The organism is Nostoc sp. (assembly GCF_036919595.1).
Taxonomy (GTDB): domain Bacteria; phylum Cyanobacteriota; class Cyanobacteriia; order Cyanobacteriales; family Nostocaceae; genus Nostoc.
Window position 1 is genome coordinate 12203 of the sequence record NZ_JBALCO010000041.1, and the last position, 23828, is coordinate 36030.

Sequence of the window (23828 nt, forward strand, 5' to 3'; positions counted from 1 at the left end):
TCTAGCTCAATTGTGCCACGAGTTGATTCTCCAAAAGCGTATCATTCGTTAACAAGTCTTCAACGGTGATTCGCAAAAAGCCTTGCTCATCAACTTGAAAGAAAATTTTGATCCGATCGCTTCCAGGATATCCAACTGGTGTCAGTTGGGCAATTGTTCTCGCGCCTTCTTGATCGTTGAGGGATTTGACGCTGGTTTCACTACTTTCCAGACGGCGAGTAATTAGGCGATCGCCATCAAAATAAACTTCGGTATTGCCTGTATCTGTTCCCAATTCTCCCACAATTAATTCAATACTAGGCTGATTTTCCACAGAAGCGCCTAAGACTAATTCTACTGGCTGATTCATCGGGTATGCTTGTCCAGCTTTAATTAGAGAATGCCATTTGTGACGCTGGTTGCGGCGATCCCAGTAGCGGATACCATAACTATGATACAGAAAGTCTTTGATTTGTATCCCTTGAGTTAGTTGTAATGCACCTTGAGCGATCGCTTCAAAGGGACGTTCGCAACGGATTTTTTCTGGTTCAAAATACTGTTTTATCCATGTCTGCACTGCTGGTAATTGCACTGTTCCACCAACTAACAAAACTGCATTAATATCAGGAAGTTCTATCCCTTGGCGTTTTGCTTGCTGCAATAGTGTCGTCATCGACTCATCTAGTAATTCAAAAAATGCATGTTCTTTGAGGACATTTTCAAAAGTGTCGCGGTTTAGTTCCAGTTCATAGCTTTCAAATGTCTCATCATCAAAATAAACTTCACTTGCTTGGTTTTGGGTTGATAGCTGAATTTTTACCCGTTCCGCCAATCGTGTTGTCAAGGGACTTATCCTCAGTTCTTGAGTTTTGGCAAAGTAATCTACCAACCAATTATCAATATCAGTACCACCCAAATTTTGCCCAGCTTTCGCTAAGACACGGGCAGTTTTGACTTTTTGTTTTGAATTTTCAGCCAGGGACTTATTACCCCACTTGAGGATAAATCCCAGTGGCTTTGTGGCTGCTTGCACACCTTGATCCAACCGGACAAGGGATAAATCTAAAGTACCGCCACCAAAGTCAATCACCAAGAGAATTTCTTGATCTGCCAAACCATAACCTAAGGCTGCGGCTGTGGGTTCATCTAGCATTCGCACCTGTTCGACGGGAAGGGCTTGACACACGTTCCCCAACCAATGACGATAAGCTTCAAAACTGTCTACAGGTACCGTTAACACTAAAGAATCTAACCCCCCTTCCAGGGGCGCTAGTTGTTCAATCACCTGGGTGAGGAACCATTGCCCTACTTGTTCAAAGGTGACAATTTGCCCATCTAATTCGGGTAAGAAACCTTGGATATCTGCACCGATACCCCGCTTAAAGCTGCGGAAAAATCGTGTTTCGCCCCTGAGGTCAAGACCGCGATCGCGTACTTGTTGCCCTACTAATACTTTATTTTGGGTCGCATCTTCAACATAAACCAAGCTGGGAATCAGTGGCGGATTGAGACTTTGTTTAATTGATAAACCTGGTAGATTCAGGGTTTCTGGCTGCTGGGTTACGGGGTTCCAACGAGCAATGACTGTGTTGCTAGTACCAAAATCGATTGCGATCGCCATATTTTATATTTATTCTCTCGTAGGAAGACGCCAAAGTTACTTTATTTTTGATTATTCTCTATAAGCCACCAAGAATGCAAATGCGCCCAGAGGCGTACTCCTGCGATCAGCAAGCTACGCAAAGCATCTAGTAGAGAAGCACGGTTTGTCCTTAGAGCTTGTTTGATAAAGTATTTTTGGTAACATGAAAGCTTCGGAAATCTAACCTTCCTAGCCCCCAGGGCAAACGCATCTAAATTACTCTTGATCAGGATCAAGTTAAGAAGCAACGAAAAATCAGCATTTCTCGTTTAATTTATTTTCCCAGGCTCAAAGCAATGTCTACGACAGGCTACGCCTAAAGCTTTGGCAATAAGCAGGGATTAATGATATTGTTTTCTAGCCTATTGAAAATAGAACAGTCTTATTGACATAATGCGATCGCTCTGCTCATTAAGCCCTACAAATAAGAACTTAACACTAACCCGGTACGCCGGGTTAGTTTTAGGTATTCATGCTCAATCTTCACGCCGTAACTGCCATGCTGCACCGCAAGCGGCCCCGGCCCCAGCTAACAATCCGGTACTCATTCCTTGGATAGTTTTTTGGATTGGATCTTGGATTAAACAGTCGCTTGTAACCTTACTGTTTTCCAAGCAGAGACTACTTTCTGCCCAACCGGCAGTACCTCCTAAAATTACACCAGTTATACTACAGGAAATAACTAGCAGCAAAAGACGCTGGGTTTTTCTAACCATAGATAGATGTGTCAAATATTAGAGATAGTGAGCGACTCTCAATTACTTTACACATTCTTGCTAGCAAATGTCAGCTGGTTTCAAAAGAACTGATCGCTATTCAAAACCTAAACAAGTCTTAAAAATCTGATTGGACATCGCAAAAGTTAATTTTGCCTGTAATTAAGGATACAAATTACATTGATAAATCGTATGGATCATATTTTTACCTCTTTTGAGGTACTAATACAGGTAGTTGACGGACGCCTGCTACGAATTTGGCGTGTTGTCCAACAGTCAAAACATTGAACTGACTGGATATAAGTTCCAAACTTTTGTTCACTACTGCTAGCTTTTTGTAGGTGGGAACGCTCATTCCAGGGAAGAATGATAGTTCTGGCACATCCTCTTGACTTAAAAAATCTGTAGGATGGAGTAACAAAGAAGGCTGGACGCGTGTTATTTTACACAGCCACAGGGCAATTCGCAGGTAGAGTAACGCCACTTCCGAAGAAAATGTACTTAGATACATTATGTAACTGAAATGAATTGGCACCTTAAAAATTGGCATTGTGGTAACGGGAATCTCAGTGAGTTTATCCTTACCCATGTGCCACTGGTAAGCTTTCAGAGGCTGCAAACCGTCTTTGAAACCACCAAATAAGGCTTCCCGTTTCTTGCGTTCTTCCTTGCTCAGTTTACAAGTCATCAAATAATACGCTCGTGCTATGGGCCCCAAAAATGTGGGAAAAGTCGAAGCATCATATTCGTATCCCCGTCGTGCTAAGACTCTCAATACCGCAGGAGAAAAACTGTATCCAGGTCCCCGGAAGCCAATAGGATGTTGATGAGTGACGCGCTTGATATGTTCTTCAGCCAAGGCCACCTCTTGTTCAATCTCATCCTCTGAATACAGATGTAGCCAAGGATCATGGTAAAATGAGTGGTTGCCAATTTCGTGACCAGCGCTAGCGATCGCTTCTAATGCCTTGGTGTTCTTTTCCAGCGCTGCATCCTGACCCACAATGAATACTGTGATTGTCAAATCCCATTGTTGAAGAATATCTAAGAAACGAGGGACTGCAATATCTAAGTAAGAGGGAAAAGTCTCCCAACCCAAAGCGCCCTGATTTTTTAGATAAGACCAAATATTATCTAAGTCTAAAGAAAGACTGGCTATTGGTTTGTTTCTTAGTCGCTTCGTTTTCATTATGAGTTTAAGTATTTGGACGATTTTAAGCGTAAATTTAAGTAAGTCTTAAGAACACGGATTTAATCTTCAGTAACTTTAGTACGGGGAGTCCGACACCGAAAGTATTGAGATGGTGCGTTATGTATTATACTAACGCACCTTACTAAACATAAATTTTGGATTTTGTTTAATTCACATCCTTTTGCAATGTTTATGACATGCTATTGGGCGGCGCACCAGCTACAGGACTTATAAATTAAGAACAGCATATTTTCTAGATTCTGATGTTCAATTTATATCGTCACTTTCAAGAAAAAGCGATTATATAAACAATTTTCTCAACATCCTAAAATATTGATTTGCTGCCTCTGAGTCAAACACATTGCAATTCCCTTTTCGTAGTAAGCTGCCTCATTAATAAAAATCGGCCAAACGGTAGATGTCCCTTCATAAACAATTGTTTTATTCTCAAAGGTTAGAAATATTGGATCTCTTGGGTTCAAGGCTTGATAATCCTTGTCTTGAAGTTCTGGATGAATCATCCCAAAGATTGTCCCATCCTGTTTTTTTGGATAGTCTACAACTGATAAATGGTCATAGAGAATTAACGTTTCCTTAGTTGATGGAATTTCACCCTGATTAAACCTTTCTAGATAGTCGAGAATCGTATAAACAAGTTGCTGTGTTTGTTGGAACAGCGTCGCTTTTAAGATACCTTGAGCAATGGGGCCAACCTCGATCGCAAAGCCTAGTTCACACAGGGAATTTACAAATGGGTTTTCTTCAACTGATTTGAAAGAGCAGTGATAAACCCTAACCAAAGGATTAATCTGGCTTACATAAGCAGCCAATTTCAAGTTTAAGGGATGACTGTTTACCAAAATAATTGTCAGACCCATATTAGCTGTAGTGCTGTGCAAGTCTAAAATGAAATCTGCTTTATTTACAGTTGATGCTAGTCTATTTTGGATTGATTTAGCTTGCAATTCTTCATAACTGCTCAGAGTCGGATCTTGTAAATCTTGTTTGAGAAAACAGCGATTTAAATCCTTCTGTATATATCGCCTCCCCACCGCAAAAGCGTTAGGATTTGCTAACAGAGCAACTGTCTCAAAACTTGGTCTAGTAATCAAGTCGGGAAACTGGGCAAATTTTTGGATTAAGTAGGCCCCCGTAAACTCATTGCCATGAGTTCCACCGACAATTGCAACTCGATTAATCTGGTTCACGATTACACCAACTTTGGAATGCAGCCATTGAGGTATCAGTTTTCAATCTACCTTATGAGGCATTCACCGAAACAGCGCTAAGTGGGAAGATTCATAAGTACTACTTACTCACCCCTCAGCCCTACTGAATTTGCCAATGCGATCGCGATCATGTGGTTGATCAAGATAAGACATATCAGGCCCATCGGGAATGATCCCGCCTGGATTGAGTGGGAATAGGTTCCCGTAGTAGTCCCGCTTCACACTGTCTACATCGCAGGTGTCAGCTACACCTGGAAGCTGATATAGATCACGTAAGTAAGCTCCAAGGTTCTGATAGTCTCGAATTCGCTGCCTATTGCACTTAAATAACCCATAGTAGGCACTATCAAACCGAAATAACGTCGTGAATAAACGGACATCTGCGAGTGTGAGATTGTCCCCACACAGATATCGATTATTCTGCAATGCTATGTCAATCTCATCGAGAGTTGCGAACAGTTCGTTACAGGCTTGATTGTATGCTTCCTGGGTTTGGGCAAAACCGCAGCGATACACACCGTTATTTACCGCGTGATAAATTTTTTCATTCCACCAGTCAATCTTTTCTTTGAGTGCTTCTGGGTAGAGATCGAGTGTGGGATTATTGGCAAACTCGTTAAACTGAGAGTTCAGCATGATGATAATCTCTGAACTCTCATTATTGACGATAGTTTTTGCTTGGTTATCCCATAAAATTGGAACTGTAGAGCGTCCACTGTAACCAGGTTCTGCCAGCTGATAAAATTCAGCCAGTGTACGACAACCTTCTTCTTCCTCGTTGAATATCCAACCGCCTTCAATGGGAGAAGGAGAGACAATACATATTGATATTACCGCTTCGAGTTTTTTGAGCGATCGCACTACCAAGGTTCGGTGCGCCCAAGGACAGCCCAGCCCAACATAGAGTTTGTAGCGTCCCTCTGCTGGTGGGTGTGGATTTCCCTCTTCTTTAGCGATGAATTTCCGAAACTGGCTATGAGGACGAATATACGCTCCCGATTGATTGCTAGGAGCAAGCTTTGACATCATGATCTGCCACATACTCGTCCAAACAAACTTTCCCAGCCAGATGATCAGCTTGGGAGGGAGTGTCTTGCCCTTTTTCTTCGGGAGATTTTTCTCGTTATCCATTGGAGTTGAGTTGCTCATGGCAACAATCTTGCTTTGGGAGCGATTGACGTTACCACTGTTTCCCCTAAGTAGGTTTCCATGCTTACAACCTACTCTGAGTTTTACTACTTTACTTTACTACGCTTTCCCTATACTTTGTATCATGCTAATTGCAAAAAATTTCTCAGTTAATCGTCTCAAAGGAGCGATCGCAGCCAAAAGCGATCGCCACATCTCAAACTGAGTTTAAGCACTGCTTTCTAAAAAACCTACTTTCCCCAATTTAATTCGTGTATCTGCTGTAACAAATTATCAATTAATTTAGCAAAGGTCTTAATGCGGATGTCGTGAGCCTCTTAATTATTTTAAATTTTGCGTATAACAATATATCAGTATTCAAATTTAAGATGATCAACCATTTATCAATAAGTAATAGTGTTTAAAACCTAGTAATAAATCGAGGTCGGAAACACAATTTTTAAGCCAGCGATGTCCAATGGCAACCTCTCTAGCGTTTATGCATCGTATTTAAAAACATTTTCAGTCTTACCTCAAAAACCCAGTTCAAAGGTTAATCAGATACTCTACAGCATGGATGGTTGTCAGTGTAATTACTATTGATTAAACAGATTTAACACTATCTTGTTATAAAACACATCACATCTTAACATTAAATGAGCCTAAAAAAGGATAAATATAATAGTGAAATTACTGAAATAAATAACAAAAAAATAAAAATTACGTAGGAATAATTGTAAATAAAGTGACTCAACCTAATAAGACTGACCTTCAAGAGAAAACGGATGTAGGGACTTTCATCGCTCAGGCTACTACCACAGACAAATGGCAAGTATTGTCGTACAGTGCTCCAATTCTACCTATGCATGCCGCTCTACTTCGTACTGGTAAAGTATTCTTTTTCTGCGGTTCGGGTAATGATCCGGCTCGATTAAATACTCCTTATGACAGTGTGGTTTGGGATGTGACTAAAGGAACCTTTTCCCGTCAAGCGCCTCCATTGGATGATAATAATCAACCCATTGACCTTTTTTGCGCTGGTCAGTCCTTCCGTTCTGAGGGTCTGTTAATGGTTGCGGGTGGAACTCTGCGCTATGACCCATTTTGTGGTTCACCCTCTGCTCTGATGTTTGATCCGATTAGCGAAAAATGGGTTAAGAAGCCATCAATGAATAATGGCCGCTGGTATCCTACTGTGTTAACACTTGGTAGCGGTCGGATCTTTGCACTGTCTGGACCGGATAAAGATGGCAAGCTCAACAGACAACCAGAAATTTATTCTGTTACATTTCCAAATGGTTGGAACGCTTTTCCAGTAACTAGTTCCTTCCCCCAATACGCAAACTTATTTTTACTAAGTAATGGAAACATCTTTTATTCAGGTGCTCAGATGGGCGGCAACTATGGAGTAGCGCCAACTATACTAACCGTGCCAGGAACATTTACGCAAACCATGACAGAAAAAGTGGTGACAGGACTGCAAAACTCAGGTTCCTGTAACCAAGCTACCAGTGTGCTTTTACCACCAGCACAAGACCAAAAAGTGATGATTCTCGGTGGGGGTGATAATACTACAGCAACAAACAGGGTAAATATTGTAGATTTAAAAGCTACTAACCCAACTTACGTAGCAGCAAAGTCTCTAAACTATGCTCGGATGCATCTGAGCGCAGTTTTGTTACCCGATCGCACAGTGTTTGTTTGCAATGGCAGCAAAATGAGTGAAGACACAAAACAATCAATGCTGCCAGCAGAAATCTACAATCCAGCCACAAATACCTGGACAGTAGTAGCTAAACAAAATGTCCCCCGCGTTTATCACTCAGTGGCCTTGCTCCTGCCAGATGGTAGGGTAGCAACAGCTGGAGGTAACCCCGCGCGGACTGTCAATGAACTGCGATTAGAAATTTACAGTCCTGCGTATATGTCGCGGTCACGACCAATCATTCAGAGCGCTCCTCAAAGATTGAGCTATGGGCTGCAATTTACGATTCAGACACCCCAGGCTGGGAATATTAAATGGGTTAGTCTAATTAGACCAATGGCAACCACTCATTCCTGCGATACAGAACAAAGGTTAGTGGATCTACCGATTAATTCTCGGAACGCGACTTCTCTCAATGTCACGGTAACAAACAATCGAAATATAGCGCCACCAGGCTGGTACATGCTTTTTATTAGTGACAATAATGGAACACCATCAGTAGCAACCTGGACGCGATTATTTTAGCCTTAGAGGATATTTTAAAAGGGCCTTTTGCTCTCCTAGTTAGCACAGCAAGGTATCTCAGTGCATGGCTAAAACCTTGATTTATCATCGAAGTTAACCCAAGTGAGAACAGCAAAATTATAGCTTTTAGGACTTTTAAAATATCTTCTTATACGTTAATGTTCAATACACTGCATTTTACTCAATAAAAGTCATTAATTCTAGGCGTAGAAATATGAATTACAAGGTATCACGTCGAAAGTTTGGGCAGTTGGCACTTGCTGGAACTATAGTATCTGGACTTAGTTATGTAACTAACAAAACCTTGGCGCAAACACCAAGTTTTAAAATTATAGGTATAGGTTCTGGCTCTATCATCAGCAGTGACCAAACGGCTATTCCAGAGGTAAACACCACTGAATTAGACAGCACTGCCTCAGAGGATGTAGTCACAGATATTAAGCCTGTAGGGGTAGGACTAGTTTTGCAATCCTTTGGTTTGCAATCCTTAAATACAGGAAAGGTTCAGCTTGTAAGTCCACTAGTCTCTGAGATACTTGCCCAGCACGGTACAGCTTTAGTAAAGTCTAATGATGCATTGAATGTCTTCACTTCTTTAAGCGATGGCACACTTACCGATCGCATTATAGATTTGACTAACGGGATATTGAGTGGCATCACTCCTTCAAGTGATAGCACACTTAGCGATAGCGTTAAGCCTTTAGTAGAGGCTAACGAGACATTGAGTGGTTTTACTTCTTTAAGCGATGGCACACTTGTTGTAGCCGTTACTCCTGTTAGCGCTAGTAGGAGAGAGAGGACACCTACTCGCATTACATTTTTGAGTACGCCTGTAAAAACTTTGATTGTCTCAGGACTTAAACAGAGTCAACAGCTTGGGAGCTTGGTAGGCACTAATGATGGGCGACTCATCGGTCTAGTAAATAAGAAGAATGGTACACCGCCGATCAAATTGGTAGATATTGACCTTCAAACAGGAGAGATAAGTGTTATTAGTAAAGTAAAATTCCCGAACGATGAGCGAGCTAGCAATCTAGCTGAATGCCCAGATGGAAAACTCTATACATCTTCAGTTGGACCAGGTGGTGAAACAACTCTGGTGCAGCTAGATTCAAATAAAAAAAATCCGATCAGACTGGCACAATTGAAACTTAATGGTAAAGCATGGAATAATGGCTTACAAAGCTTAGTTTGCTCTGCAACAGGTCAACTCATCGCTTTTGGAGCGTTGAGGTATGAGACACCTAATGTTGTGTATAGCGTAGATAAGAACAGTGGAAACATGACTCGGCTACAAGACTTTGACGCTGCTCAGATTACGCTTGCTCGTGGGTAGAAAAGATTGAGCCGATATATAGCAAAAAAGTGCCAAGCCCTCATCTTGCCTTGAGGGCTTTTTATTGCCATTGATTGGTACACCTTATTATTAAGAAGATTTTGAGTATTTTAATTGATTGACAAAAGGCGCTTTATTCTAACTTCTTACAGATGCCCTTTCCCTAAGAAACGCATCAAATGTAAACCTATCCGGTAGCGAAGTTTGTGCGCCTGGTTTTGTTGTCGCCAAGGCACCTGCTGCTGCACCCCAAACAACTGCCTGATGTAAAGAAAGTCCTGCAAAAAGTGCTGCCGTTAAACCGCCATTAAAAGCATCACCAGCAGCTACTGTGTCAACCGTATCAACTGGAAACGCCGGTACAAAAAACTTTTCCTCAGTAGTGGCACAAAAAACACCTTTAGCACCTAGTTTAACGATCGCACATTTCACACCCCGTTGTAATAAAACTCCAGCTGCTTTGGCTGCAAGTTCCTCTCCATCCACAGGAAAACCCACTAACTGCGCGGCTTCAACTTCATTCGGTGTGATAATGTCCACTAACGGGTAAAGTTCATCTGGGAAATCAGATTGTGCGGGTGCAGGGTCGAGAATTACGGTTATTTTGGTTTTTCTTGCGGCTTTAGCGGCTGCAACCACGGCAGTAATCGGAATTTCTAATTGTAAAAGCAGTGCTGTAGCTTCTGGTAATAAATGGGACAATCGTTCTACATCTTCTTGATTGACACACCCATTTGCACCAGGAATTACAATAATTTGATTTTCACCAGCATGATTTACGGCGATGATGGCGACTCCAGAACTAACAGTCTCATCCACGAAAATATTGTCAATCTGCACACCAGATGTTTGCAAATTGTTGACAAGTTCCACACCAAAACTGTCTGCACCTATACGCCCCACCATTTGGGTAGGAATTCCCAATCTTGCTAATGCTACGGCTTGATTAGCTCCTTTACCTCCCGAAACTTGAAAAAAGTCTTCTCCTAGCAACGTTTCTCCTGCGACTGGCAACCGGGGTGCTGTTGCTACCAAGTCTATATTTATGCTGCCGAAGACAATAATGCTCATAATGCTTATTTTTGTTGATTTTAAACTTATTCAGCCTAATATTATAGTCAGCGATCGCAACTGTTGTTTTGGCAATGGTAGAGGTCGAATATTTGCGATCCCATTTTGTGATTTTGACGCGAATATTATTTGGTATGAAACTAAAAAAATAATTTTGTTACTCAGTTAAATCTAAATCACTCTGAGTATTTAAATTTCTCTAAACCTGATTTGCAAGTAAAGCAGGTTTCTTAACGCTTCTATATTACCCTGAACAAATTACTAACGCTGAACTTGCCGAATCATAGTTTGTGTTTGTTGATAAGCTTGGGTATCGCCTTTTTTAAGAAATAATCTTGCAGCTGACTGAAGGTCTGTGACAGCACTCTTACTATCTCCTAAAGCATATTTTGCCAGTCCTCGATTGCCGTAGGCATCAGCTAGGTTGGGATTGATTTTTAGTGCTTGGTTAAAGTTTGCGATCGCTTGTTGATGATTTCCTTGTTTAAAATGGGCTAGTCCTAGATTGTAATAACCATCTTGTGAGGTTGGATCAATTTTCACTGTCTGATTAAAGTCGGCAATGGCTTTCTGAAAATCTCCTAGTTCTACATAAGAGATTCCGCGACCATTATAAGCATCTGTATGGTTGGGATTTAAACGCAGCGCTAGGTTAAAGTCAGTGATTGCTGCACTGAAGTCTTTTAATTGAGATTTAGCCAAACCTCGAAGGCAAAAACCCTCATAAAATCGTGGATTCAGCCGCACTACAGAGTCAAAATCTGCGATCGCTCCTTTGAAGTTGCCTTGCTCAAGCTTTTGCACCCCTTGGTTATAGTAATCTTGAAAGTTCGCCGCCTTCAGAGGTATTTGTGCTTCTTGTGCATAAACAGCAGGCATTACACTCAGTACACTGGTTATTCCCAAGAGGGCTATTGTTCGCTTGATATGGTTCATAGCTTTACCCCTTCATAACTTGCAGCACAACGTTGGATTGCCAAGGATCTGTTCTTTCATCTTAACTGGGAACTTGGAACAGTCATCCTAAAATAGTTTGTAATAGTAACCAAACATTTAAGCCAACGATAATAATAGCAACTAACCAGGCTAAATATTTTAACCACAAGGGATTTACAAACTCACCCATCAAGCGGCGATTACTCGTAAATATCACCAATGGAATTACTGCAAACGGTAACTGTAAGCTGAGAATAACTTGGCTGAGAACTATGAGCTTACTTGTACTCTTTTCACCAAAAAGAATGATTGTAATTAACGCTGGAATGATCGCAAGCAGACGGGTTATTAAACGGCGTAACCAAGAGGGAAAGCGAAATTGCAAAAAGCCTTCCATAACAATTTGTCCTGCCAGAGTTGCAGTCAACGTTGAACTTTGCCCAGAAGCAAGTAAAGCGATGCCAAAAATAGCACTGGCAGCACTAACTCCTAATAATGGTGAAAGTAATTTAGAAGCATCTTGAATTTCTGCCACATTCCGATTATCAGAAAAATGAAATGTTGCAGCAGACACAATTAAAATCGCTGAGTTGATAAACAATGCTAATGACAAAGCAAAAGTTGAATCAATTGTACTAAACTTAATTGCTTCCCATCTTTTTTCAGTATTAGGTTGCCAATCACGAGTTTGCACAATTGAGGAGTGTAAATATAAATTGTGAGGCATCACTGTTGCCCCTAAAATGCCGATAGCAATGTAGAGCATTTCTGGATTCTGTAAAATCTCTCTCTTGGGCAGATATCCCAACAAAATCCCCCCCAGATTAGGGCGGGAAAACAGAATTTCTGCTATAAAACAGATGCCTACTGTTGCTACCAGCATTATTACCAGGGCTTCTGTATAGCGAAAGCCTTTATGTTGCAGAAATAGCAATACCAGAACATCCAGCGCAGTGATGCACACACCCCATATCAAGGGAATACGGAATAAAAGTTGCAGTGCGATCGCACTTCCCAATAGTTCTGCTAAGTCACAAGCGGCGATCGCAATCTCACACAGTACCCACAAACAAAAGCTTACCCTTCGACTGAAATAGTCCCGACAAGCCTGTGCCAAATCTCGCCCCGTAGCAACTCCCAAACGTACGCATAGTGATTGAAGTAATATTGCCATCAGGTTTGATAGCAGGATCACTGTTAACAGAGTGTACCCAAACTTTGACCCCCCAGCGATATCTGTTGCCCAATTTCCAGGGTCAATGTATCCGACTGAAACCAGATACCCTGGTCCTGCATAAGCAAACATCTTGCGCCAAAAGCCGCTGCTGTTAGGGACTCTAATACTGCGGTGAACCTCTGGTAAGCTAGGTTTGTTTTCTGGGGGAGTCATTTACTTTGCCGTTAAATCTTCTCATATTTTTTTCATAATCTCATCAAATATAGAATAAACATCAACCTTTAAGCAAGTATAAATGTTGTATTACCTCAGTACATTATTGTCAATACTCCCAACAGCACAATGTGTGAGCCTAACGGTTCTGATTGGGTAATCTAATCACACACTTTAATCTAAAAACGATAATAAGTATTAGGTTTTAGTTGTGATTACAGGTATCTATTTTGTTATTTTAATGACAATATTTTGTCATTCATTTAATTCCATCAATTCTTTGGTTTTAAAATCAGCAGCTATCGGTTGAGAACATCCTTCAATCTGAGGAGAGATAGAGCAAATTGCATCTGTCGTTGTTTCAAAACAATTTGATAATCCAATTGTTTTTAACAATCCTGAACGTTGTAGTAGTTGTTTAACTTCGAGTTGTAAACCTGTAAGAATTAAGCGGCAATTGTGCCGTTCCAAGTCATGGTAAATATCCTCTAAAGCTACTAATCCAGTTGTGTCCATATTTGGCACAAACCGCAACCTTAGAATTAAATATTTCACTTCCGGTTGATGGCGGACGAAGGTAACAAACCGTTCCGCAGCACCAAAAAATAGAGGGCCATCTACCCGATAAACGGCAATTTCCTTACCTAATTCCAAAGGAGTACCAGAGGGAAATACTTCGGTTTCAGGTATTTTGACTAGGCTTAAATCACTCATCCGTTTGATGAACAAGGCTCCGGCTGCAATCAATCCCACTTCTACAGCCAGAATTAAGTCAAACAAGATTGTTACTAGCCAGGTGAGAATCATCACAGCAAAGTCGGAGTAGGTAGCACGCATCAATAAACCAATGGCTTTCCACTCAATCATCCGCACGCTAACTACCATCAAAATCCCAGCAAGTGCTGCTAAAGGAATCTGTGCTGCTAGGGGTGCTAAAGTTAAAACAATAATCGCTAAAGCAACACCGTGAATTACCCCAGATAGTCGGGTTTTAGCGCCAGAACGGACATTGATAACAGTCCGAGCGATCGCACCTGTTGCGGGGATGCCACCAAAAAATGGGACAATAATATTTGCCAATCCTTGACCAATTAATTCGCGATCGCTATTGTGTTTTTCGCTCACCGTCATCCCATCAGCCACCACTGCCGAGAGCAAGGATTCAATACTTCCCAGTGCCGCTAAAGCCAAAGCGGGATTAATCAGTTCCCGAATTAACCTAAAATTATTCCAGTGAGGGATACCGTGGGGCATCGGTAAAGATTGCGGAATACTGCCAATTGTGGGTACATCCAGATGGAAATAAGCAGCGATCGCTGTTGCCAAGATCAACCCCATTAAAGAGCCTGGTATTGTCGTATTGATCCTGGGCCACAAAACTGTGGTTGTAATCACTACCATTGCCAACCCAACAGCAGGCCAGTTTAGAACTTCTATATGAGTTAAACTTTGCCAAACTCCCGGTAAAAAATGTTCGCTACGCGGTAGTTGTAAACCAAAGAAATTATTTAACTGTCCACAAAATATAATCACGGCAATACCATTGGTAAAGCCTGCTGTCACTGGATAGGGAATAAACTTCACTAGCTGTCCCAGTTTGGCAACCCCCAAGGCAATCTGGATAATCCCAGCCATCACCCCAGCAATCCAAACTTTCTCAATGCCGTACTTGCCGACAATTGCCACCAAAATCACAGCCATTGCACCTGTTGGCCCTGTAATCTGGACTGAGGAACCACCAAAAATTGCCGCTACAATTCCCGCCACAATAGCCGTGTAAAGTCCAGCTTTTGGTTCTACTCCACTTGCCACTGCAAAGGCTAAAGCTAAAGGCAAGGCTACCACTGCTGCCGTCAGTCCTCCCGTCAAATCGCCACGCAGTCCACTAAACAAGCTACCCAGACGCTGTGGTTCTTGGAGGATATCAGATATTGCCATATTCCATTTCAACTCTTATAGACAATTTGTTGATAGACAGATAGATGTCATATGATATCCGGGCAATTAAGCATCATACCCGGAACCTCAAAGAGCCTGGAGGGAAAAGCTCCTTTATTATAGACACCTGCGAAAAAAGTCAAAATTATATTGTTATTAACTTGTAGCGGCCGATGCCTGCGGCGGGCTGTTCGGTGACGCAGTCTTGAAGAATCCGCCTGTTTTGGTTTTAGATGAAGCTACCTTGGCGGTGGATAATAAAACAGAAGTGGCAATCTGGCGATCGCTCGAACCGATTACAGTAGATCCACTAATAATGGTGAAGTAATTCCTTCTAATTTGTTGCAAATTCATAATACTGAAAGTAATTCTCGATAAGAGTGGCTCAACGGACGCCAGTCGTCATGGGGGAAACTCCCTGTAAGAGCGCTGGCTCCCCAACCCACTGCCTCCTCAGGACTTTGTTCTGTGTTAGTATCAGTTGCACGAAACCGCAAAAAGCCGTGGCTACTGTATTAAAATCTCATCGGGTATCAAGAAGGCGTAAACATTCAACGTATCCTCTCCAGCGTTTGCTTGAGTATGGACACCAGTATCGTAAACAAATTTGGCTAGCGACTACTTATTCCATCCTCAATAAATTTTTCGACTTGGCACCACCCGGCTTAATTGGTATTGCGGTGGATGTGGTAGTCAAGCAGCAGGATTCCATAATTGCACAGTTAGGGGTACACGATGTTTTTGGACAATTTTTGATTATTTCCTTCCTGACTGTGATCATTTGGATACTAGAATCTGTTTTTGAGTACGCCTACGCTCGACTTTGGCGGAATTTGGCTCAGAATATTCAGCATGACTTGCGTTTGGATGCATACAAACATTTGCAAGAGTTGGAATTGGCTTATTTTGAAGAACGCAGCACTGGCGGTTTAATGTCTATTCTCAGTGATGATATTAACCAATTAGAGCGGTTTTTGGATGGGGGAGCAAATGATATTATCCAAGTTTCCGCAACTGTTATAATTATTGGCGCTACTTTTTTCATTTTGGCTCCTAATGTGGCGTGGATGGCTTTGTCACCAATGCCATTTATCCTCTGGGGTTCCTTTGCCTACCAACGACTACTTGCACCTCGTTACGCCGATGTTCGGGAAAAGGTAGGTTTCCTAAATTCGCGTTTGTCAAACAATCTCAGCGGAATTACTACTATTAAAAGTTTCACCGCCGAAACTTATGAAGCCTCTCGTTTGGAATTAGATAGTGACGCTTATCGCCGCAGTAATGCCAAGGCAATTACTCTTTCTGCTGCTTTTGTACCGTTAATTCGGATGCTGATTTTGGTGGGTTACACGGCATTACTTTTATATGGTGGGATGGCAGCAGTTTCTGGAAAAATATCTGTAGGTACTTACAGTGTGTTAGTATTTTTAATCCAGCGATTGCTGTGGCCTTTAACAAGCTTAGGCGAAACTTTTGACCAATATCAACGAGCAATGGCTTCTACTAATCGAGTCATGAATTTATTAGATACTCCCATCGCTATTCATACAGGTGATGTATCGTTACCTGTGGATAAAGTGCGCGGTGAAGTACAATTTAAAAATGTTTATTTTGCCTATAAAGATAGATTTCCAGTTATTAAAAATCTGTCTTTGGATATTCCGGCGGGGAAAACCATTGCAATTGTAGGTTCTACTGGTTCGGGTAAAAGCACTTTAGTTAAACTTTTGTTGCGGTTGTATGAAGTGCAAACTGGAAGCATTACTCTCGATGGTTTTGACTTGGAAAGTTTAAATTTACAAGATTTACGCCGCTGCATTGGTTTAGTGAGTCAAGATGTCTTTCTATTTCATGGCACTATAGCAGAGAATATTGCTTATGGCAGCTTTGAGACTACAGAGCAAGAAATTATCACGGCGGCGAAGATAGCCGAGGCGCACGAATTTATTATTAACCTGCCCCAAGGTTATGAGACAATTGTGGGGGAAAGAGGACAAAAGTTATCTGGTGGACAAAGACAACGGATTGCGATCGCCCGTGCAGTTCTCAAAAATCCTCCGATTCTGATTTTAGATGAAGCTACCTCGGCAGTGGATAATGAAACAGAAGCGGCAATCCAGCGATCGCTCGAACGGATTACAGTCGATAGAACTACAATTGCGATCGCTCATCGTCTTTCCACCATCCGCAATGCCGATTGCATTTATGTCATGGAACATGGGAAATTAGTAGAGTCGGGAACCCATGAGCAATTGCTGGAGAAAGATGGGATTTATTCTAGTCTCTGGCGTGTACAGTCAGGTTTGAGATAACTTTCGCGCAAAGTTTTGTTTCTTCATTACGAATTATTTATGTTTTTTGGTAATAGTCAACCAGAATCAGGTGATAACAAGTGGCGTCGCGAGTTAGATAAGTTTGTCAAAGCAAATCAGCAAGAGTTGGCGGCGCTGTTTTGGGGATTGTGGTTAGCAAATGGTGACAGTCAGGGTACTGTTGGTATTGATTTACAACCAGCGCCCCATTTTATTTATTGTCCGAAAGAGCAGATAGAGAATTTAAATAATAAGGTTGATAATCGGCTGCAAGAAATTTTAGGAATCGTTGAGAATCATCAGCCAGAAGTGGAAGTTGTGATGATTGGAATTGGTAAGGGTGAAATTAAGTTAATTCAGTTTGTACCGGAACCAGCACCACAAATTTGCTTTGAGCAAGCTGGTAAGGATGTGGATGGGTTATTAGATGTGCTGGAACAGCGGATGAGTGAGCATTTTTCAAGTTAATAATTAGATGAATATTATTTTGCTAATTAAACTTTGATCCTATAAGGTTCTATTTTTATATGTCCTCAAACACCAAGCAAAGTAAAAGTTGGAAAGAAGATTTTGCTCAATTTTTTGAATCTCCAAGTCGAGAAACTTTACGTGAATTACTCCGCAATACTACAGGCGAATATGATGATCTAGACTTTAAAAGTGAGCTTGTTTCCGAGGATGAAATAGCCAAAAATATTCTTGGTATGGCTAATAAATCTGGTGGTGCAATTATTTTTGGTGTTGAGGAAAAAAAAGAAGATAACAGCTTTAACTCTAAGGGATTGTCCGACTTAAATGATAAAACTGATTTTAAAAATAAAGTTGAAAAATATCTTCCGTCTCCGTTAGATTTTGATGTTATAGATTTTTCATACGAAGAATCAGAATATCCGAAATTAAAAGGTAAACTATTTCGGGTTGTGATTATAGAATATAATCCACGATATATTCCCTTTTTGCCTAAGAAAGATAGTGATAAAATTAAGCGTTATCACATATTTATTAGACACAACACTAGCACTATCACTGCTGAATATGAACATTTGCAAGATATTTTAAATCGTAGAGTAGAAACGACATATTCCTCTACTACAGAAATGTCTTTAGCTGAACACCTTGCTCAATTAAAAGAACTATATTTAATGATACAAAAGAATAAACCTGGTTCAGCGTTGGCTTTGAACTTTTTGGAAAATACATATTTTACACAGAAAAATCCATATTATCCAAAAGAAGAATATGATGCTTTTATTAGTAGAATGATTTCTGTAAAAAAGGAAGTAATAGAAACTATAATCAAAAGAAAAGAACCTTTATAAAGCAGAGTTTTAAATAAAGTGCGGTCAATACTGTCAAGTCTACATGCGATGAGTATCTGTAAACTTTTCCCTCTTATAACTAAAAAAAGCAGCTAGCGAAATGTGGAAAAACTCCGCGAAAAAACCCTGACCGTAGAGTTTATTTAGATACGTAATATCAATCACTCCTGTTCATAATCACAGGGTCGAATTTATATCTCCCCTCTTAAGAGAAAGACACTATACTCTGACATAAATTAACAGCAAAGTGATAAATCATTTAAATAAGTATAAATACGCTAATATCTAAAGCTTTCATGAAATTTTCAAGAAGTTGCATTGGTTACTACTCACAATCCGATAATTTTTAGTTAAGCTGTAAGCGCTATGATTGAGCTTTATTGAACGTCTTATGCATTGGTTGTTATCTGGGCCGTTGAGTACAGAGAAATTGACGGTTAAGATTGCAGGGTTGCCTGCATCGTTACAAGGTAAGAAGCTGGTGCAGTTGTCAGATTTTCACTACGATGGTTTGCGGCTGTCGGAAGACATGTTAGAAAAAGCGATCGCAGCTACTAACGAAGCTGAACCAGATTTAATTCTATTAACTGGTGACTACGTAACTGACGATCCGACGCCGATTCACCAACTGGTACTTCGACTCAAACATCTGCAAAGTTGCAGTGGTATCTATGCTATTCTTGGCAATCACGATATATATCACAGACACGCAAAAGCAGAAGTTACAGATGCCCTTACTAGCATTGGAATTCATGTCCTTTGGAACGAAATTGCCTATCCACTTGGAAAAGAATTGCCACTTGTGGGACTGGCGGATAGTTGGTCACGGGAATTCCACCCTGCATTAGTCATGAATCAACTAAACCCCGACACACCCTGCATCGTTTTATCCCACAACCCAGATACTGCGGAGATACTGCAAGCATGGCGAGTTGATTTACAATTATCTGGTCATACTCATGGTGGTCAAATCGTGATTCCCGGAATTGGCCCTGCGACCTTGTTTTACGAAAAGGTTGTAAAAAAAATACCCAGAAAAGTGCGTCGTCTAATCCCATTTTTAGAAGTAAATGTTTCTGTAGTCAGCCATTGGGAATGGGCACAGGGTTTCCATCGGCTAGGAAAAAATCAGTTATATGTCAATCGTGGTTTGGGAACTTACCTCCCAGGACGCTTATTTTGCCGCCCAGAAGTTACTATAATCACCCTACAAGGTGAATAATAAGGCAGGAGGTAGTCACTGACTTGTACGCCGTACCACTTCTCTACGAGACGCTCCGCAAACGTGGAAGCAAGCTACGTGCAGCGTCTTGTAGAGAAGTGCAGTAGAAAAAACCCAGAACTAAATTCAGTGATTTCAAATAAATCAATTAGTTAATTGTATCTGGAGTATAAGACATAAATTATTGCCGTTTCTCAAGTTACATTTTGATTTTTGGTAAGCTGTAAGCGCTGGTATGAGGGGTATCGGTTGTCTTATGCATTGGTTGTTTACAGGACATTTAAGAGTAGATAAAATCACGGTTAAGATTGCGGAACTTCCTGCATCTTTACAAGGGACAACGTTAGTGCAGTTGTCAGATTTTCACTACGATGGTTTGCGGCTGTCGGAAGATATGTTAGAGAAAGCGATCGCACTTACTAACGAAGCTGAACCAGATTTAATTCTATTAACTGGTGACTACGTAACTGACGATCCGACGCCGATTCACCAACTGGTGCTTCGACTCAAACATTTGCAAAGTCGCTGTGGTATCTACGCCGTACTTGGTAATCACGATATCTATTACAGCCACTCCAAAGCAGAAGTTACACAGGCGTTAACTAGTATAGGGGTACATGTGCTTTGGAATGAAATCGCCTATCCATTAGGAAAAGAATTACCATTGGTAGGACTAGCTGATTATTGGTCACGGGAATTCCACCCTGCACCAGTCATGAATCAACTAGACTCCGTTACACCCCGTATCGTTTTATCTCATAACCCAGATACAGCCAAGATATTGCAACAATGGCGCGTAGATTTGCAACTATCTGGTCATACCCACGGCGGTCACATCGTTTTTCCGGGCATCGGCCCTGTAGTATTTTATTATAAAAAGCTACTCAAACAAATTCCCAAAAAATTACGGCGTTGGGTAATATTTTTCCTGGGAGACTGTTCTAAAGTAGTGCGATATTGGGAGTGGGCGCAAGGGTTTCATAAGGTAAAAGAAAATCAACTATATGTCAATCGTGGTTTAGGAACTTATAAACCAGGACGTTTATTTTGTCCACCAGAAGTGACTGTAATTACCCTAATTAGTCATTAATAATTCTGAACTTGTTTAGCTAATTCAAAGTAGAAACCGCCTGAAGCTACGATGGATAAATATCAGCAGCTTGGGACGGTTTCTTGAAGATTGGAGAATTCAAAAGTAACTAACTTAAACTTTGGTGGACAGTCTTGGCGTAGGCGTAGGCCGTCGTATACACCGCTTTACTCAGAATTGCACATCCTTGTATTCCAACTAGGCAGGCATTTTCTTGCTGTGCGTTCTAAAACCTCCAAAACAACTCATTGAACTTAAGACAAAAACACATTCAATGGATGCCACAACTTCGGAGCGATCGCAATATCATTAGAGCATGAGGCACACGCTCTAACTTAAAAGTTCTTGTTGACTTTTAAGCTGTTTGTACCTTGCTCTTAATCTAGCATTCTGTTTGTTCAGGTACACCACATGCTTACTAAACTTTAACACCATTAATCTGTCGCAATAATTTAGAAATATTGCTTAAAAATTGTCCCACTTGTTATATGTTGGCGTTAATGCCAGCATTATCAAGTGGGCTAAAAATTCGGAAGCCGTTATTGAGCAGAACCGCGTGTAGTAGGATCATCTGCGGTAGAAGAACCGCTATTAGATTTACTGTTTGACTGGTCTACTCCTTGAGGTGGAGTGGTTTTAGAGGTGTCACTTTTCGTACCTGGAGCAACAGTATTAGTAGAAGTATCGCCCTTGTTCTGCGAAGTCGGAGTATTACTCGTTGGACTCGTCGGGCTTTGTGTGGCTTTGGGGGTTGGCTGGGTTGCAGAAGGTGCTTTTTGTGTCGCAGGCTGCTGGGGTGGAATAGTAATGTTAATATCCGGTTGGCGAGGTGGTGCAGATGGAGGTGCAACCTGCTGTTGTGGAACAGGAACAGCAACAGGAACAGGTACTTCCCTAGTTCTTTCGATTATTGTCGTTCGTGGTTGAGGAGATGCACTGGGAGTTGGACTACTCTTACTCGGTACAGGAACCACGACCGGCACAGTATTGTTGACGGCTGCGTTATTCTGCTGGTTGAAGTACCAGACCCCACCTATAACCAAACTAAGCAAGGAAGTAATAATAACACCCAACAGCAAACCACCACTAGCATTGTTATTGTCACGCTCGGCTAAATCAGCTTGCTGATTGCTACGCTCAGTATTTCGACCTTCTACGTAACCCTTACTATAAGAGTTGGGATTATTTGTGCTATTCTTGACTGTTTCAGTTGTTCGCGTCAAGTCAGTGTGAGTATTACCATTAATATCAGTGTAAGATTCTTGCTTAACTTCACTGTTTTTCCTTTCGTGTTCATTGGGAATAGACATAGCTGTTGATTTAACTCCTCAGATACATATTGACAAACTAAAGCTTTGTAAGAACAAGAGGTTTTTATGAGTTGAAAAATGTATGTTGCTGATAAATATTGAGTTTTATTTGCTACCCAACTGTTGGTAATTCTCAGGATAACCTCTGTGATTAGCAAGTGGCTCTATCTCTAGGGAGTTAATACTCTATCAAAAGAAAGAGTACCTCCAAAGATAGATGTTATTAAACTGTCAGGTAATGCATTGATAAAAAATCTAGTGATTTACTGAAATCATCTAAATTTTTAATTTGTCGTTAGATATCGCATCGCCAAAGCTTGATTGTCATGTCTCGACTACCACTAGCTAGGGTTTTGCCATCGGGACTGAAAGCGACAGAGTTAACCCAATCCGAATGGTTATCCAAAGTGTAAAGATTTTGTCCAGTGCTAACATTCCATAGCTTCACAGTATGATCTGCACTACCACTAGCAAGATGCTGACCATCGGGGCTAAAAGCTACAGACCAAACATAACTATGATGTCCCGCAAGTGTGTTAATTAGCTTACCTGTACTGATGTTCCATAACTTGATAGTCTGGTCATAACTACCACTAGCTAAAATTTGCCTTGATGGGCAAATGGCAACACAAGTTACCCAACCTGAATGCCCGTTGAGAGTTTGCAGCAGTTTTCTACTCTTCAAATTCCACAGCTTAATGGTATTGTCTGCACTACCACTAATTAAAATCTGCTGCTTTGGGCAAATAGCAAGGGAGTAGACCAAGTAGGAATGACTTTTGAGGACGTGCAACAATTGTCCCATGCCTATATGGGAAATCTTGATAGTGGTGTCTCTACCGCCACTGAGGACAGTTTGACCATCCGGACTAATGATTACAGAAAAAACTGGGGTTGAATGTACTTTGAGAGTGCTAAGTAATTTACCTGTAGATACTTGCCAAATCATCATGCTGCTGTCATCACTTCCACTAACCAGAGTTTGGCTATCTGGGCTGTAGGTGAGGCATCTTACCCATTTTGTATGACCAGTGAGAGTATGTAGCAATTTCCCTGTGTCGAGATGCCAAATTTTGATAGTCTTATCAGTACTTCCACTGGCGAGAGTTTGCCCATCTGGACTAATTACAGTGGTAAAAACCCAGTTCAGATGACTCAGAGTGTGTACACATTTCCACGGTGAAGGTTGAGGTTGTGGTTCAGGTGGCTTTGGCGGTGGCGATGTAGATTTGGGTGGTGGTGGCGGCGTTGGTGGCTTTGGTGTTGGTGATGAAGGTTTAGGCGATGCTTTTTTCTGTTTCAGTTCCAGTTCTGCGGCATTTTTAAAATCAGACCAAGCTCTATTTTCATATCCAAGTTTTGAGCAAGCAAGCCCTCGGTATCTGTAAGCTTTAAAGTATTTAGGGTTGAGACGAATCGCTTGGCTAAAGTATTCAATTGCTTCAGTATATTTTCCTTTTTCAGCTTTCTCCATGCCCCGTTTATAGAAACTTTCAGCGTTGAATATAGTGGAATCAATTGTGGTGGAAGTAGAAGCTGATTGATTTGTCTCACTTGGTTGATAAGACTTTAACCTTCCATAAGCTTGATTGATTTCTTTGATTTTTTCTTCCGCTTCTAGCTTTTGCTGCGGTTCGAGAAAACAATCTGGATGCCAAGTCTTAGCCATCTGGCGGTAAGCTTGCTTGACTTCCTCAACAGATGCACCTGGTTTCAACCCCAGAATATTGTAAACACGATTTATATCAAAGCGATCGCTCATACTAAGAAATCAGCAGCAAATCAAAC

At 41.2% G+C, this 23828-nt stretch carries 21 protein-coding genes; 9 read left to right on the plus strand and 12 right to left on the minus strand.

What is annotated here, in order from left to right; all coding sequences use genetic code 11:
- Position 1 precedes the first annotated feature (1 nt).
- The 5 genes from V7K21_RS05290 to V7K21_RS05310 form a co-directional block, all read right to left on the minus strand.
- The gene (locus tag V7K21_RS05290) at positions 2-1600 is read right to left on the minus strand and encodes an Hsp70 family protein (RefSeq protein ID WP_335172201.1); all 1599 of its coding nucleotides are present in this window, start codon (positions 1598-1600) and stop codon (positions 2-4) included.
- 497 nt (positions 1601-2097) lie between these two features.
- Positions 2098-2337 carry a hypothetical protein gene (locus tag V7K21_RS05295; RefSeq protein ID WP_335172203.1) on the minus strand — a complete coding sequence of 80 codons (240 nt, stop codon included), beginning with the start codon at positions 2335-2337 and terminating at the stop codon, positions 2098-2100.
- A gap of 205 nt (positions 2338-2542) precedes the next feature.
- Positions 2543-3526: a polysaccharide deacetylase family protein gene (locus V7K21_RS05300; RefSeq protein WP_335172205.1), complete on the minus strand. Its 984-nt coding sequence runs from the start codon at positions 3524-3526 to the stop codon at positions 2543-2545.
- A 320-nt stretch (positions 3527-3846) separates the two neighbouring features.
- On the minus strand, positions 3847-4737 hold the full coding sequence (locus V7K21_RS05305; protein ID WP_335172207.1) for an aspartoacylase: 891 nt from the start codon (positions 4735-4737) through the stop codon (positions 3847-3849).
- A 108-nt stretch (positions 4738-4845) separates the two neighbouring features.
- Positions 4846-5907 carry a glutathione S-transferase family protein gene (locus V7K21_RS05310; RefSeq protein ID WP_335172209.1) on the minus strand — a complete coding sequence of 354 codons (1062 nt, stop codon included), beginning with the start codon at positions 5905-5907 and terminating at the stop codon, positions 4846-4848.
- Between V7K21_RS05310 and V7K21_RS05315 the strand changes: the two genes are divergently transcribed.
- From V7K21_RS05315 to V7K21_RS05325, 3 genes are all read left to right on the plus strand, one after another.
- Positions 5906-6112 carry a hypothetical protein gene (locus V7K21_RS05315; protein WP_335172211.1) on the plus strand — a complete coding sequence of 69 codons (207 nt, stop codon included), beginning with the start codon at positions 5906-5908 and terminating at the stop codon, positions 6110-6112. The two genes, V7K21_RS05310 and V7K21_RS05315, sit on opposite strands and share 2 nt — an antisense overlap.
- 519 nt (positions 6113-6631) lie before the next feature.
- A complete protein-coding gene (locus V7K21_RS05320; protein WP_335172213.1) occupies positions 6632-8116 on the plus strand; it encodes a galactose oxidase-like domain-containing protein in 1485 nt (494 codons plus the stop codon).
- A gap of 214 nt (positions 8117-8330) precedes the next feature.
- The gene (locus V7K21_RS05325; RefSeq protein ID WP_335172215.1) at positions 8331-9452 is read left to right on the plus strand and encodes a hypothetical protein; all 1122 of its coding nucleotides are present in this window, start codon (positions 8331-8333) and stop codon (positions 9450-9452) included.
- Between the two features lie 138 nt (positions 9453-9590).
- Here V7K21_RS05325 and rbsK read toward each other — a convergent pair whose 3' ends face one another.
- The 4 genes from rbsK to V7K21_RS05345 form a co-directional block, all read right to left on the minus strand.
- A complete protein-coding gene (rbsK, locus tag V7K21_RS05330; protein WP_335172217.1) occupies positions 9591-10523 on the minus strand; it encodes a ribokinase in 933 nt (310 codons plus the stop codon).
- 261 nt (positions 10524-10784) lie between these two features.
- Positions 10785-11459: a tetratricopeptide repeat protein gene (locus V7K21_RS05335; RefSeq protein ID WP_335172219.1), complete on the minus strand. Its 675-nt coding sequence runs from the start codon at positions 11457-11459 to the stop codon at positions 10785-10787.
- A gap of 82 nt (positions 11460-11541) precedes the next feature.
- Positions 11542-12849 carry an Nramp family divalent metal transporter gene (locus V7K21_RS05340; RefSeq protein WP_335172221.1) on the minus strand — a complete coding sequence of 436 codons (1308 nt, stop codon included), beginning with the start codon at positions 12847-12849 and terminating at the stop codon, positions 11542-11544.
- A gap of 255 nt (positions 12850-13104) precedes the next feature.
- Positions 13105-14787, minus strand: coding sequence for a SulP family inorganic anion transporter (locus V7K21_RS05345; protein WP_335172223.1), 1683 nt, complete (start codon positions 14785-14787; stop codon positions 13105-13107).
- A gap of 205 nt (positions 14788-14992) precedes the next feature.
- On the opposite strand from V7K21_RS05345, the gene V7K21_RS05350 reads away from it, so the two are divergent.
- Positions 14993-15115 carry a hypothetical protein gene (locus tag V7K21_RS05350; protein WP_335172225.1) on the plus strand — a complete coding sequence of 41 codons (123 nt, stop codon included), beginning with the start codon at positions 14993-14995 and terminating at the stop codon, positions 15113-15115.
- 22 nt (positions 15116-15137) lie between these two features.
- Here V7K21_RS05350 and V7K21_RS05355 read toward each other — a convergent pair whose 3' ends face one another.
- Positions 15138-15284 (minus strand): hypothetical protein, encoded by a 147-nt coding sequence (locus V7K21_RS05355; protein ID WP_335172227.1) that lies wholly within the window; start codon positions 15282-15284, stop codon positions 15138-15140.
- Between the two features lie 6 nt (positions 15285-15290).
- Between V7K21_RS05355 and V7K21_RS05360 the strand changes: the two genes are divergently transcribed.
- The 5 genes from V7K21_RS05360 to V7K21_RS05380 all read left to right on the plus strand — a co-directional run bounded on the left by V7K21_RS05360 (position 15291) and on the right by V7K21_RS05380 (position 20730).
- Positions 15291-17099, plus strand: coding sequence for an ABC transporter ATP-binding protein (locus V7K21_RS05360; protein ID WP_335172229.1), 1809 nt, complete (start codon positions 15291-15293; stop codon positions 17097-17099).
- A 39-nt stretch (positions 17100-17138) separates the two neighbouring features.
- The gene (gene ccmS, locus V7K21_RS05365) at positions 17139-17567 is read left to right on the plus strand and encodes a beta-carboxysome assembly chaperone CcmS (protein ID WP_335172231.1); all 429 of its coding nucleotides are present in this window, start codon (positions 17139-17141) and stop codon (positions 17565-17567) included.
- Between the two features lie 59 nt (positions 17568-17626).
- Positions 17627-18418: an AlbA family DNA-binding domain-containing protein gene (locus V7K21_RS05370; protein ID WP_335172233.1), complete on the plus strand. Its 792-nt coding sequence runs from the start codon at positions 17627-17629 to the stop codon at positions 18416-18418.
- A 391-nt stretch (positions 18419-18809) separates the two neighbouring features.
- Positions 18810-19640 carry a metallophosphoesterase gene (locus V7K21_RS05375; RefSeq protein ID WP_335172235.1) on the plus strand — a complete coding sequence of 277 codons (831 nt, stop codon included), beginning with the start codon at positions 18810-18812 and terminating at the stop codon, positions 19638-19640.
- Between the two features lie 256 nt (positions 19641-19896).
- The gene (locus V7K21_RS05380) at positions 19897-20730 is read left to right on the plus strand and encodes a metallophosphoesterase (RefSeq protein ID WP_335172237.1); all 834 of its coding nucleotides are present in this window, start codon (positions 19897-19899) and stop codon (positions 20728-20730) included.
- A 539-nt stretch (positions 20731-21269) separates the two neighbouring features.
- On the opposite strand, the gene V7K21_RS05385 is transcribed toward V7K21_RS05380, so the two are convergent.
- Positions 21270-22040, minus strand: a complete 771-nt coding sequence (locus tag V7K21_RS05385; protein WP_335172239.1) for a hypothetical protein — start codon at positions 22038-22040, stop codon at positions 21270-21272.
- Positions 22041-22335: 295 nt separating this feature from the next.
- The gene (locus V7K21_RS05390; protein ID WP_335172241.1) at positions 22336-23802 is read right to left on the minus strand and encodes a DnaJ domain-containing protein; all 1467 of its coding nucleotides are present in this window, start codon (positions 23800-23802) and stop codon (positions 22336-22338) included.
- Positions 23803-23828: the final 26 nt, after the last annotated feature.